Here is a 13301-nt window from a genome sequence, read left to right on the forward strand (position 1 = left end):
TAGGTCCCATCCTCTTTGAGCTATACTGCAATCAATTAGCTGGGAGAGGGGATCAGGCATGAAAAGGACGGAGAGAGTGGTAGGGGCATTGTTTTTGTTATCGACATGCTCATTTCTGATAGGCAGCGGGATGTTGGAACCTATTTTGCATCGAACGGACTTGCTTGTCAGTGTGGATTCGGATCGAATGAGAGTTTTTGCAGCGCTGTTCTTAGAGCTCATCAATGCCATAGCGGTTGTGGGGATTGCCATGTTGCTGCAGCCGACGTTAAAGAAATATCATGAGGCGTTTGCGTTCGGTTACTTCGCTTCTCGTGTCATGGAGTCGTCATTGTTGATGATAAGTTTAATCGGTCCGCTGATCCTTCTCGCGTTAAGCAAGCAGACTGTATCCGCAGGAACCTCCGGGGATGCATACCTGCAAGCGTTAGGAAATTTAGCGGTGGAGGCCCACTATTTGCTGTTCGATATAGCCATGCTCGTGCTGAGTTTAGGAAGCTTGTTATTTTGCTGTATTCTCTATCGATCGAGACTAGTTCCACGATTGTTGTCCATTATCGGCTTGATTGGATATACCGGTTTGTTAGCAAGCAGTTCTCTGTCCGTAGCCGGACTGGATGTTGGGGAGGTTCTTTACATTCCCGGAGCGATATTCGAAATCGCCTTACCGGTTTGGCTCATAGTTAAGGGATTTAATCGGCATACTCAAGCTACCGCTAAATAAGGCAATACCAAAAGCTCCTCACTCGGTCAAGGCCGGATGCGGAGCTTCATATTTTTATTGGTGCGTGAGTGTTCTATCGCATTGGCGGCCTTCCTATAGGGTTGTTATATTACTTATATAATATGACTCAGGGAGGAATAGCCGTGAAACTGGGAGCTACGTTATACATTAAGAATACGGTTGAAGCTGTAGAGTTTTACAAGGAAGCCTTCGGAATGACGCTGGGATATAACGAGAAATTTCCGGATGGAACATTCATGCACGCGGAGTTGCTAAGAGACGGACAACAAGTATTCGCTGTCAGCGAATCTCAAAATGACGCCTTTGTTCAAGTTATGTTAGCATCCTCATTACAAGAGTCGCGTCCGACCATGAGTTATGGAATTAATTTTGATAACGAAGATGAAGTAAGCAAAGCATTCTCCATGCTGGCAGAAGGCGGAAACGTTCTTTTTGAGTTAGGTTCTCTCCCTTGGAGTTCTTGTTGTGCTGAAGTAATAGATAAGTATGGCGTTTATTGGTACATAAGTGTGTAAAAATTACTGAGTATTATGCTGCGGTGGAATCGGCGCGGCCGCATTATTTCCGGTTAATAAAAGTAACTGCCGAGACAACTTCCTTTAACAATCCCCCAAGTGGGTATCGCTCCGATACCCACTTTTTTGAGTCAATTCGAATAATACAACCGTATTAACCGATAGTGACCCAAATCTACAAATCACCATCCCCAATGTATTATTATTTTTATATTCCGGCGTTGACATGGAGGACGGCATGAAATTTGAACCGATGTATCAAGATGGGAAGTTAATTCTACCGAAAATCGAATTAGATATGACATCGAACCATTCGATTGGCATTATAACGGACTTGAAGCGAAAGCAGCTTTTAATGAATCAATTGCAGGATCATTCCCAATATTATTTATTTCGAGCCGGGCAAAACGAGTATATGCGTTTAACGGTGGAAGAGCTGATCACTTTCCTGATCAAGGTAACGGAGAGGAATGACCATGTCGTTCAGTTAATGGATTATTTTGCTTTAAAAGAAGAAAAGAAGGTAAGAGTCCGGAATCTGCCTTCATCGAAAAGGATGTATGTAACCTTGCTGCGTGCCTTTTTTGCGCATCAGCCTACACTTGTCCTGGAGGAACCCTATTTTTATTTGGAAGAAGAGGATCGTCGCCATTTCAAACGGATTTTGGATGATCTTTCGAAAGCGAAGAGAATCATAATTTTAACTTCTAATTTAGAGGATGCTCTCGTTTCCTGTGATGCCATTTACCGATTGAATGAATTGGGGTTTCACCCCTTGGATATTCGGGACTCCGAAGAGGAGAAGCAGGAAGTGCAGGAACAAGACCAGGCCAATATAACCTTGCAGAAGATTTCTACAAAAAGAAACGACAAAGTGATCCTGTTTGATCCGCCTGAAATCGATTATATAGAAAGCATGGACGGCTCGATCCTTGTTCATGTGGGTGGAGAAAACTATGTTTGTGCTTTGACGTTATCCGAGCTTGAACAGAGGTTGTTAAACTTCGGATTTTTCAGGTGCCACCGATCCTACATCGTGAATCTGCAAAAGGTAAGAGAAATTATTACATGGACGAAAAATAGTTACAGCTTGCGCCTACATACCGGTAAAGATGCCGTGGTTCCATTATCCCGTTCAAAATTGCAGGAATTAAAGACCCTTCTTAATATTTAAAAACTTCTATTTCCGGGGCAATATTGAAAACCAATTAGGACTTTCTGGGTACCATTCAGGCGATAATAGCTACATTTCGGCGGATTTTTATGGCTGGAAGCATGCCATCTTTATATGCTTAAGGCATCAATCCTAAGGAAGTGGTGTCATGGATATTATCCAAGTAGAACGTATTCGCAAGCGATTTGGAGATAAGGATGCGTTATCGGACGTGTCCTTTTCCATTCCGAAAGGGGAAATCTTTGGTTTCCTGGGTCCGAGCGGTTCGGGCAAAACGACATTAATTAAGATTTTAACGGCGCAGTTAAATCCGACAAGCGGGCAGGCGAGGGTATTTAACGAGCCATCGGAGATGATGCATCGATCTGCACAGAAGATGCGCTTTGGCATTTTGACGGATAACAGCGGTTTATACGAGAGATTAACGATTGAGGAAAATCTGGAGCTATATCGTCAGCTATATGATCTTCCTAAATCCTCGATCGATAAGGTGCTGCATTTTGTGAATTTAAGCGGTGAACGCAAAAAGAAAGTCAACCGCTTATCGAAAGGGATGCGCCAGCGTGTCATGCTGGCATGTGCAGTGATCCACGAGCCGGAATTATTATTTCTGGATGAGCCTACTTCGGCTTTGGATCCAGTAAATTCGGCACATATTTATAAGGGATTACGCTACTTAAATGAGAACGGGACAACGATTTTTTTAACGACGCATGATATGGCTGAGGCGGAATTGATGTGTAATCGTGTAGCCATTTTGTATCAAGGACAAATCCAAGCCATCGGATCACCCAAGGAGCTTAAAAAACAGCATAGAGAAAACGTCATGTGCGTTGAATTAATCAATGGGGAAGCCTATGAGCTTCCGATCGATGAGGGAACGGCGGATCAAATCGCCGATTGGATGAAGCGAGGGGTCATTGATCGATTGGAGACGAAAGAGCCAAGTCTAGGTGATATTTTTATTAAAATGACAGGAAGTGAGTTACTATGAGTATCTCATTAAAACGAGCTCAAGCGATATTTGTAAAGGATTATAAAGAGTTCTCACGTAATTACGCGGTCTCTATTATGTTGCTTTTCCCAATTGTTTTCGCATTTATTCTTCGAAGCGCACCCACGCCTTTGACAGGAGCGTTTGCCTTAGTTCTGAATACTTCGTTTGTAATATTACCGTGCTTTACACAAGCATGCTTGGTTGCGGAAGAAAAGGAGCATAACACCTTACGATCCTTAATGATGACTCCGGCCTCGACCATGGATGTTTTACTCGGTAAAAGTGCCTTAACCTTTGTAATGTCTGCTGTTGTTCTAGGTATTACTACGTTTATATTTGGCTATGAGCCAGCAAGTATTTGGGCGTTTACGGCAGCGATTATTTTTTCGATTATTCTATACACCGCAGCCGGGACGATATGTGGTCTATTCTCCAAAACGTTGCTTGAAGCTACATTATCTATAATGCCCGTGCTGATTATATTCACTGTTGCGCCATCCGGAGTATTACTAGCGGATGATTTTCCAATCTTCAAAGTACTGGATTACTTGCCAAGCAGCCAGCTTGTGCATTTGCTGGGCATACAGGGCACGGGCTTTACGACAGGAGAATTATTGAAACCCCTGCTTATTATTTTGGCGTGGACCGTTGCATTAACGATCTGGTCTGTTGTTCTATATCAGCGACGGTTAAAGGACGAGTAGAAAACGGAGGGGGATTCCATGAATTTAGCCGTTAAATGGATGCAAGAATTCAAGGACCGCGATAACCAGCTCAGGTTGAAGGGCTATCGGGAAAAGGCGGAGCTCATCAGGAAGCGGAACCTGGAAGCATGGGACGATCAGCGGCTGCAAGCGGAATCTCTCCGGCTGAAAAAGGAAGCAAGATCGGGCACGCCTTTGGATGACCTGCTTGTAGATGCCTATTCGCTAGTCTGCGAGGCTGCCAAGAGAACGCTCGGATTACAGCCCTATGATGTCCAGATCATGGCCGCTATCGCACTGCACGAGAGATTTCTGATCGAGCAGCAAACCGGTGAAGGAAAGACGCTCTCAGCGGTGATGCCCGCTTATCTCAATGCACTTACCGGCGAAGGCGTTCATGTGCTGACGTTTAACGATTATTTGGCATATCGGGACGCGGAGTGGATGGGCCCGGTCTATCGCTTTCTCGGGTTATCGGTAAAGTCGGTTCAAGCGGGCATGAGTTTGCCCGAGAAACGGGAGGCCTATTCCGCGGATATCACCTATGTTACGGCCAAAGAGGCCGGGTTCGATTACTTGCGCGACACGATCGCACTGAGCGTAACCGATACCGTGCATCGTCCTTTCCATTACGTCATCGTCGACGAAGCGGATTCGCTGCTTCTCGACGAAGCGCGGGTGCCGCTGGTCATCGCCGGTGAGCCGGGTTTTTCCAAAAGTGACGGCACTCGCTTCGCAGAAGTGGCTCGGCAGCTTGAGCAAGATGTGCATTACGACTTCGACGAGTTCCAGCGGAATGTTTATTTGAACGAAGCGGGCGCTGCTAAAGCGGAATCCTTGCTGGGATGCGGCAATTTGTACGAAAGCCATAATAGTCATTTATTATCGACATTAAATTGCGCGCTGCATGCGGAGTCTTTATTGAAAAGGGACGTCGATTACATCGTCCGGGACGGTAAAATCGAGCTGATCGACGAATATACCGGCCGCGTGGCCGAGAACCGGCATCTGCCGGACGGGCTGCAAGCCGCGCTTGAAGCCAAAGAAGGGCTGGAGCACTCGTCCGGCGGGAGAATTCTCGGTACGATCACCCTTCAACATTTTCTTAGCCTATACCCGAAGATTTGCGGAATGACGGCTACCGCGCACGTTTCCGCCGTTGAATTCGAAGATATATATATGCTGCAGGTCGTGCAAATTCCGCCGAACCGGCCGAACATACGGATCGACCATCCGCACCGGATTTATACCCATAAAGAAGCTAAGCTTAAGGCGCTTGTACAGGAAATCTCATCGATCCATAAGACGGGGCGTCCGATTCTGATTGGTACATCTAGCGTCGAGGAGTCTGACATGCTTGCGGAGAAGCTTGCGGCTCTTGGCGTCCCTTGCCATGTGCTGAATGCGAAGAACGACGCAAAAGAAGCCGAAGTCATTGCCAAGGCGGGAGAGATCGGCGCCGTGACAGTGTCTACAAACATGGCGGGACGCGGGGTCGACATTCGGCTCGGTGGCGGTGACCCCGCGCAAGCAGAAGCTGTCGCCAAGCTGGGCGGGTTGTATGTAATCGGTACGCATGTGCATGAAAGCTTGCGGATCGACGACCAACTGCGGGGGCGCGCCGGCCGCCAAGGCGACCCGGGGGCATCCGTATTTTTCGTAAGCCTGGAGGACGAGTTGATGCTGAGGTTCGGCATGGATAGAGTGATCCCTTCCGCCTATCGCGATCTCAGGCAGGATGATCCTCTGGAGGAGTTGGCGCTTCACAGCAAAATCACACAAATTCAGCGCATTGTGATGGGCCAAAACTTCGATATTCGTCTGGAGCTGAACCGGTATTCAGATACGGTGGAGAAACAGAGACGTATTCTATATGAGGAGCGGCTCGGAATTTTGAAAGGTGAGACGCCTATGAGCCCTTCGGAGCAACGGGTACGGCTGTATTATATCGACAAGTTCTGGGCGGAACATCTGGCATACGTTTCTTACATCCGCGAAAGCATCCATTTGACGAGCCTTGTTAACCGCTATCCGCTGAACGATTTTCATGATCAAATTATTCAAGCTTTTGAGCAAATTCCGGCTGAAATCAACAGAGAGACCGCAAATATGCTCGCAAAGCTTGAAGGTTCGAATGATCCGGCGCAGTGGGAAAAGTTCGGTCTGAAGAGTCCGGCCTCCACCCGGACTTATATGATCAACGATCAATACATGGATTACTTGCAAAATCGCAGCTCCTGGGCTCCGGGGACGGTACTCGCCTTATGGCTCCGTCAAATGTTTAGACCGGTATTCGGGTGGCAAAAGTTTTGATCGGGGTGACAGTTCTCATCCAATAAATCAGCAACATTACCAATATAAGCTTTAGGTTGTTGAAAATTCAGCAAGTTTTCAGTCCCGGGATGGATGAATATTCCATCGCCAGACGGATAAATAACGCTGCCAGTATCCTTTATACTATGGAAAAGAAATATTTGACTTCGGTTTTGGGCTTTAGTTAGATCAAAAAATCACCGTTCAAGTGAGGTGAAGTTGAAAACTATGAATGCAGCTCAAGGTCAGCGAATTCCCTATGCGGTTTTCGAGAATATTCAATTTCCGATACTGGATATTACTCATCCCCTTTTCAACGCAAGCATCGATGAACAGGCGTATCATTTGAACTGTCTCAAATCAGCCCAAAGCATCGAATCATTAAAGAAAATGCCCAGCTTTATCCGAAACATCTTTGTGAAGATGTCTAATGTTGACAATTCCTATCTTAGCGGCATGCGCACTTTGTTATACAAACTTGGGCCCAACTTAAGCCAGGGGATAAAATTAGGATTTCGGGACAAGTGGGCGGTGAAGCAAACCTCTTTCATGGGACTTCGGATCAGATTGAGGGATCTTTGCCGACACCAGTCGAAAATCTTAGTTCCCCTGCTCAAGCAATTCCCGGATCGGAACCTTTGTTTCTTCAATATCGCTGGGGGGGCCGCTACCGACAGTATCAACACCCTGATTCTAATTCAAGAATCCAACCCTGAATTACTCAAGGGACGGAAGATTGAGATCCGCATTTTAGACATCGATACCTATGGCCCCAATTTCGCAAAACAGTGCATCGAGGTTTTGAAACAGCCGGGGGAACGCTTCCATGGCTTGGGCATTACCCTCATTACTATTCATTATGACTGGAGCGAACCGGGGGCATTACAAAAGGAGTGTTTGAAACGCTCCGGTTGGATTCAGATTTGTTCCTCGGAAGGCGGTCTTTTTGAGTACGGTTCGGATTCGGATATCGTTGAAAATTTAAATCATTTCTTTATTAACTCCCCGGCCGACGCCCGGGTCACGGGTTCATTAATTTTCGACCGGGCGCATGTAAATTCGGGATACCTGGGATTTACTGAGTTTATTGGCGTGCAGATCCGATACCTTGGGTTGGAGGGACTGCAACAAATTCTAACCCAAACCTCGTGGGTATTGGAAGAATCCCATGATATCGATACGATCTATACGCTATTTTCATTGAAGAAGGTGTGACGCCGTTCCTCCGATCACTAATACAAGCGAGCGCTCGACTCATAATCATCATGCACAGAAGTTTACAATCACCCCCTCAAATAGAGGGGGTTTTATGATATATGTCATAGATTTTTTTTATTGTTGATGTAGGGATTTGAATGTGTGTGTCGAATGAAAGAACTTATGTTGTCTGAAAGATTAGATGATTGAAGTGTAACCAGGGGAGGTTCATATGAATTTTGTGAAAAAGATAGGATCGTTTTTTCTAGTGTTATCTATCATTATAGGGCTGGTGTATTTAAAACCATTGGATAAGGTGTACGCTGCGCCTCCAACCGCTATCATTGATGTCGAAGACACGTCGCTGATCCTCGGCGAGACAACCACGGTGAGGATCACGTTCTCGGAGGCGGTGAGTGGCTTCACGTTAGCTGATCTGACTGCCGAGAACGGCACATTGAGCGGCCTCACTTCTTCCGATGGAGGCGTCACATGGACAGCGACTTTAACGCCGAATACGAATGTCGAAGAGCAGAACAATGTCATCACGCTAGACAACTCGGGAGTGATTAATGTCGGAGGCGAGGTGAGCCCGGGCATAACCACCTCCAACAATTATGCAGTCGATACGGTGCGGCCAAATGTGTTCATTACGACCGATCGCTCGCTAATAAAGATCGGCGAAACTATCACGGTGACATTTACATTTTCGGAAGAGGTAAAAGGGTTTGCACTAGCAGACCTGATTGTCCCTAACGGCACATTGAGCGGGCTTGTTTTGCCCTCCGGGGGCCGCCTCGGGACGGCGACATTTACGCCGGATATGAATATCAATGATCCAACCAATGTAATTACACTCGACAACACGCGTCTAACGGATCTCGCAGGTAATACAGGGGTAGGTACGACCCATTCCGACAATTTCAAGATCGATACGGATCGGCCGACGGCCACCATTGTGGTCGACGACACGTCGCTGACGATCGGAGAGCATGCTACAGTTACGATCACGTTCTCGGAAGCGGTGATAGGCTTTACGAATGCGGACCTGTCGGTGATGAGCGGAACAGTTGGCCCCCTCTACACTTCCGACAACATCACATGGACGACGACATTAACGCCGAATATGAATGTCACAACTGCCACCAATGTCATCACGCTTAATAACATGAGCGTGGCTGACTCCGCAGGGAATTTTGGGGTAGGAACAACCTCTAACAATTATGCAGTCGATACGGTTCGTCCAACGGCAACCATTACAGTCGCCAACTCCTCCCTAACTGCTGGAATGACTTCCACAGTGACGGTTGCATTTTCGGAGGCGGTGAGTGGCTTCACGTTAGCTGATCTGACTGCCGAGAACGGAACATTGAGCAGCCTCAGTTCGTCTGATGGTGGCGTCACCTGGACGGCGACGTTGACGCCGACTGTGAATGTCAGCAATGTAACCAATGTTATCACGCTCGACAACACGGGGGTAATGGATCTTGCGGGTAATGCCGGAGAAAGTACGACCTTGTCCAACAATTATGCGATTAGTACGGTTCGCCCCACAGCGGACATTCTGGTTGACGATACAACGCTGGCCATCGGCGAGACGTCCGTAGTAACGTTTACATTCTCGGAAACGGTGAGTGGCTTCACACTGGCTGATCTGACAATCGATAACGGCACACTGAGCGGCCTCAGTACTTCCGACGGCGGCGTTACGTGGACGGCCACGTTGACGCCGAACATGAACGTTACCGATACAACGAATGTCATCACCCTCGATAACTCGGGAGTGGTTAATTCCGCAGGGAATGCGGGGACAGGCACGACCGAATCCGACAATTATGCAATCGATACGGTCCGGCCCGCGGCGACCATTGTAGTCACCGACACGATTCTGAAGATCGGCGAGACTTCCGCAGTGACGTTTACATTCTCGGAAGCAGTGAGTGGCTTCACACTAGAGGACCTGACTGCCGAGAACGGTACATTGAGTGACCTCGGTTCTTCCGATGGCGGTATCACATGGACGGCGACGTTCACACCGGACATGAACGTTACTGAGGAAATTAATTCCATTACGCTCGACAACACGGGTGTAATGGATCTTGCAGGCAATACGGGGGCGGGCACGACCGGGTCCAGCAATTATAAGATCAATACAGTTCGGCCCACGGCGACCATTGTGATCGCCGACACGTCGCTGACTATCGGTGAGACATCCCTCGTGACAATCACGTTCTCGGAAGCGGTTAGTGACTTTACATTAACAGACCTGACTGTCCCTAACGGTACATTGAGCGGCCTCAGTTCGTCGGATGGAGATATTACGTGGACGGCGACGTTGACACCTCAAGCTAATGTAAGTGCTGCCGCCAATGTCATCACGCTTCAAAATAGCGGTGTGTACAATAGCGCAGGTAATGCGGGGCAGGGAACCACGGAATCCAATTCCTATTCGGTGCTGACAGTGCCGGCAACTCAGGGCGGCGGTTCTTCGAGTGGAGGGAGTGGTTCTGCTCCTTCCGTAATCACATCAACAGCTCCGAATAACAATACCATTACTGAAACAAATGGGAAAATAACGCTTCCGGCGGGCAAATCGGGAGTGGTCAGTTTGGGGAAAGATATCAAGATTTCGATTCCTGCAGGCGCTTCGCTCCAGGAATTGAAATTGTCGATTGAGAAAGTATCCAACCCTGAAGCCTTGTTAAGGAATAAAGAGGTGTTAGCAAGTCCAGTCTTCGAAATTCTGAAGAATTTCCCGGAGAACTTCAGCAGACCGGTCAAATTGTCCTTAACCCTCGATGCCGCAAGCTTGAAGAGCAATCAAACGGTGGCTGTATTTTATTATGATGAAGTGAAGAAGGTATGGGTGGAAATCGAAGGCGGCATCGTAAAAGAGAATCAAATCACAGTAGATGTAGATCATTTTACGAAGTTTGCGGTGCTCGTGGTAGATAACGACGCAGGAGTGCCCGTCAATGACAAGCCCAAGGAAGCCAACATTAGCGATATTTCCGGTCACTGGGCTGAGGCAAGCATCAAGCAAGCCATTAGCGACGGTATCGTAACGGGGTATCCGGATGGAACGTTCAAGCCGGGTAATACAGTAACACGTGCGGAATTCTCAGTTATGTTAATGAATGCACTGAACGGGCAAGAACCTGGAACCGATCTGACTTTTACGGATAAAGCGGAAATCGGGACCTGGGCCAAGCAGGCAGTCTCGCAGGCCGTTCAAGCGGGTATCATTAGTGGCTATGAAAAGGGCTCCTTCCGACCGAATGCAAATATAACCCGCGCTGAAATGGCCACGATGATTGCGAAGGCACTTAAGTTAGCTGCTAAGGAGAATGCCTCAACCTCTTTTGCAGATGATAAGGGGATTCCTGCTTGGGCCAAAGGTTCAGTAGCCGCCCTGAAGGAGCTGGGGATTGTAAATGGCACGGGTGCCAACGAGTTTCATCCAAGCTCCCAAACTACAAGAGCAGAGGCAGTAATCGTTTTGATAAATATGTTAGATCGGACTAAATAAACAATTGCTGAGACCTTGACTTGACTATAGGTTTATCCAATAATACAAAATATGGAGATTAAGGAAAGGGGACTCGTAAGCCAATGTGGACTTCCTTGTAATGGTTTGATTGAACTAGATCGCGCGACCCGGTAATGGTAAGTGCCATTCTCCGGTTCTTCATGCCGATCCTCAACCATTTCAAGGAAAAGCGAGCCAACCGTTCACTACACTTGTCGCGCGGATACTTGATGTATCCGCTTTTTTTATTTAGCGGCAGGATTAATCCATCTCCATACAAAGAACGGCTCTCTCGTCTCCTCTTAACGGGAGGTATATCTAAATTGACCAGATTACAAGGTAAAATTGCTATAGTCACGGGTGTAAGCCGTTCAGGCGGAATTGGAGCCGCGATTTGTCGGGCATTGGCTAACGAAGGCGCTAGCCTGTTCTTTACACACCTGTACGACTACGATAAAGAAATGAATCTAAACGGTGGTACGGATGAGAATTGGCCTGATTTATTCGCAAGAGAACTGCGACAATTGGGCGTACAAGTCGCACACATGAAAATGGACCTCACTGTATCGGGCTCCGCATCCAATTTGTTGGATGAAGTCCCGGTCCTACCGATTCCGGCTGGATGTCCGAAGAAGTGAAGAATGCACTGCTGCCGCGATTCCCGATGGGCCGGATCGGTCTTCCCGAAGATGCGGCCCGTCTGATCGCTTTTCTGGCAAGCGACGATTCCCAATGGGTTACTGGCGAAATCATTCATTCTAGAGGCGGTTTCTAAACCTATATAGAAGAGACGGGCAAACAGGTTTATAGAATGGAGTTGAAACAGATGGACCAAGAGGTAGTAGCATTGGTGTGCGGCACCTGTAAAAGTTTATCGGAGCGCATGAAGACGGAGAGTGAGCTATTTAATCTCGTTGGCTTCGAAAATGAGGTTATGGAATGGTCGGATTTCGAAAATAAAGTTCCTCCGCTAGATGAACCCCGTTGGATGCGGTCAGATCACCCTCCTGTGCAGGGTCAGATTAGAACAGTGAAAGTCCATCATCCTTTCTATATGAAGACAGGAGAGCCCTTTTGGATATTGTACACTCCGGTATCCTCCAGCCTTAATGGCTGGGACTCCCATCCCGAGGAGATTGAGCAGTCTTCTTTTGTTCAATGCTCCATCGAACGTGTACTTGAGCGGAATGATTTTAAAGCGTGGTTGCGGGTTAAGGTCTTGGAGGTATGGGCGATTAAGGATTACGACAGGCGTTTCCCGGAAAGAGATGGGGGTAACGGGTACTTGGAGAGTTTTGAGATATTCGGGGATCCTTATATATTCCAATACCGGGATTGGTTATATATATGTGCTGGCGCACAAGGAGACCTCGGCGTATGGGGACTCGTAAAGCAAAGGGATAATCAGTACCATATGCTAGTATATGGGGACTGGAACTTTCACAAGAACGATGCTTTCGGAGGCAATATTCTGCTGCCCAAGCATCGGATTGAGGGATGGATCGAGCAGGCGAAGCAAAAAGATCACTACGAAATTGTAGAGTAGAGGAAACATTGGATTGCGCAAGCGAATCCGCAATTCTCGGGTCGAGATCAACCAACCCGTTCGGCTTCGGCCGGGCGGGGATTTTTTTATTGGCATCCGCCCAAACGCCTTATCCGCGAATGCATATGATGATTATGCCTACTCATTGAAAAGGAGTGATCACATATGGGATTTTTTCCATCGCCGGGACCCGGCGGAGGATATCCGGGATTCCCGGGCGGACCAGGCGTGCCGGGAGGACCGGGGGGAGCAGGTGGATTTCCCGGGACTCCGGGTGCTCCGGGAGGCATTCAACCGCCTACGTCTCCTCCACCGCAATTCGTACCGCAAATGTCGGCCACCGCGTATGCCGTTGACCCCGGAGGGATCAGACGGTGCCTGTTCCGCAACACATACATTTGGCTGAACAACGGCGAACAATTCTGGTTCTTCCCGGTATTCGTCGGACGTAATTCTATTGCAGGATTCAGATGGTTCGGTTTCTTCTGGGGATACTTCGGTATTGACCTGAAACGGATCAGCTCGTTCACCTGCTTCTAAGGCAGACAACAAAGAGAACAGCCTGCAGGCTGTTCTCTTTG

At 47.8% G+C, this 13301-nt stretch carries 11 protein-coding genes and 1 pseudogene; all 12 read left to right on the plus strand.

Features of this window, described 5'->3' with window-relative positions:
• Positions 1-58 precede the first annotated feature (58 nt).
• Complete coding sequence (locus KJS57_RS00790; RefSeq protein WP_213653390.1) at positions 59-724, plus strand: DUF4386 domain-containing protein; 666 nt, start codon at positions 59-61, stop codon at positions 722-724.
• 143 nt (positions 725-867) lie between these two features.
• Positions 868-1260 (plus strand): VOC family protein, encoded by a 393-nt coding sequence (locus KJS57_RS00795; protein WP_211024563.1) that lies wholly within the window; start codon positions 868-870, stop codon positions 1258-1260.
• Positions 1261-1498: 238 nt separating this feature from the next.
• Positions 1499-2434 carry a LytTR family transcriptional regulator DNA-binding domain-containing protein gene (locus KJS57_RS00800; protein WP_213653391.1) on the plus strand — a complete coding sequence of 312 codons (936 nt, stop codon included), beginning with the start codon at positions 1499-1501 and terminating at the stop codon, positions 2432-2434.
• Positions 2435-2582: 148 nt separating this feature from the next.
• Positions 2583-3428: an ABC transporter ATP-binding protein gene (locus tag KJS57_RS00805; RefSeq protein WP_213653392.1), complete on the plus strand. Its 846-nt coding sequence runs from the start codon at positions 2583-2585 to the stop codon at positions 3426-3428.
• Complete coding sequence (locus KJS57_RS00810) at positions 3425-4135, plus strand: ABC transporter permease (protein ID WP_213653393.1); 711 nt, start codon at positions 3425-3427, stop codon at positions 4133-4135. The genes KJS57_RS00805 and KJS57_RS00810 overlap by 4 nt, the downstream gene beginning before the upstream one ends.
• Before the next feature lie 18 nt (positions 4136-4153).
• A complete protein-coding gene (locus tag KJS57_RS00815) occupies positions 4154-6448 on the plus strand; it encodes a preprotein translocase subunit SecA (RefSeq protein ID WP_213653394.1) in 2295 nt (764 codons plus the stop codon).
• Positions 6449-6676: 228 nt separating this feature from the next.
• Positions 6677-7663 carry a hypothetical protein gene (locus KJS57_RS00820; protein WP_213653395.1) on the plus strand — a complete coding sequence of 329 codons (987 nt, stop codon included), beginning with the start codon at positions 6677-6679 and terminating at the stop codon, positions 7661-7663.
• A 214-nt stretch (positions 7664-7877) separates the two neighbouring features.
• Positions 7878-11174 (plus strand): Ig-like domain-containing protein, encoded by a 3297-nt coding sequence (locus KJS57_RS00825; protein WP_213653396.1) that lies wholly within the window; start codon positions 7878-7880, stop codon positions 11172-11174.
• A 323-nt stretch (positions 11175-11497) separates the two neighbouring features.
• Positions 11498-11812: a Rossmann-fold NAD(P)-binding domain-containing protein gene (locus tag KJS57_RS00830; RefSeq protein WP_435530083.1), complete on the plus strand. Its 315-nt coding sequence runs from the start codon at positions 11498-11500 to the stop codon at positions 11810-11812.
• Positions 11770-11949, plus strand: a pseudogene (locus KJS57_RS26820) (SDR family oxidoreductase); the annotation flags it as partial. The gene KJS57_RS00830 and the pseudogene KJS57_RS26820, both read left to right, overlap by 43 nt.
• Positions 11950-12000: 51 nt before the next feature.
• On the plus strand, positions 12001-12720 hold the full coding sequence (locus tag KJS57_RS00835) for a hypothetical protein (protein ID WP_211025075.1): 720 nt from the start codon (positions 12001-12003) through the stop codon (positions 12718-12720).
• Between the two features lie 165 nt (positions 12721-12885).
• On the plus strand, positions 12886-13260 hold the full coding sequence (locus KJS57_RS00840) for a collagen-like protein (RefSeq protein WP_211025073.1): 375 nt from the start codon (positions 12886-12888) through the stop codon (positions 13258-13260).
• The last annotated feature ends 41 nt before the right edge of the window (positions 13261-13301 follow it).

Origin of the sequence: Paenibacillus vini (genome assembly GCF_018403325.1) — a bacterium.
Classification (GTDB): Bacteria; Bacillota; Bacilli; order Paenibacillales; family Paenibacillaceae; genus Fontibacillus; species Fontibacillus vini.

Bases quoted from the DNA above. Each gene is read 5' to 3' on its own strand.
- KJS57_RS00825 (WP_213653396.1), top strand. From the start codon at position 7,878: ATGAATTTTGTGAAAAAGATAGGATCGTTTTTTCTAGTGTTATCTATC.
- KJS57_RS00805 (WP_213653392.1), top strand. From the start codon at position 2,583: ATGGATATTATCCAAGTAGAACGTATTCGCAAGCGATTTGGAGATAAG.
- KJS57_RS00840 (WP_211025073.1), top strand. From the start codon at position 12,886: ATGGGATTTTTTCCATCGCCGGGACCCGGCGGAGGATATCCGGGATTC.
- KJS57_RS00820 (WP_213653395.1), top strand. From the start codon at position 6,677: ATGAATGCAGCTCAAGGTCAGCGAATTCCCTATGCGGTTTTCGAGAAT.
- KJS57_RS00835 (WP_211025075.1), top strand. From the start codon at position 12,001: ATGGACCAAGAGGTAGTAGCATTGGTGTGCGGCACCTGTAAAAGTTTA.
- KJS57_RS00810 (WP_213653393.1), top strand. From the start codon at position 3,425: ATGAGTATCTCATTAAAACGAGCTCAAGCGATATTTGTAAAGGATTAT.
- KJS57_RS00790 (WP_213653390.1), top strand. From the start codon at position 59: ATGAAAAGGACGGAGAGAGTGGTAGGGGCATTGTTTTTGTTATCGACA.
- KJS57_RS00800 (WP_213653391.1), top strand. From the start codon at position 1,499: ATGAAATTTGAACCGATGTATCAAGATGGGAAGTTAATTCTACCGAAA.
- KJS57_RS00815 (WP_213653394.1), top strand. From the start codon at position 4,154: ATGAATTTAGCCGTTAAATGGATGCAAGAATTCAAGGACCGCGATAAC.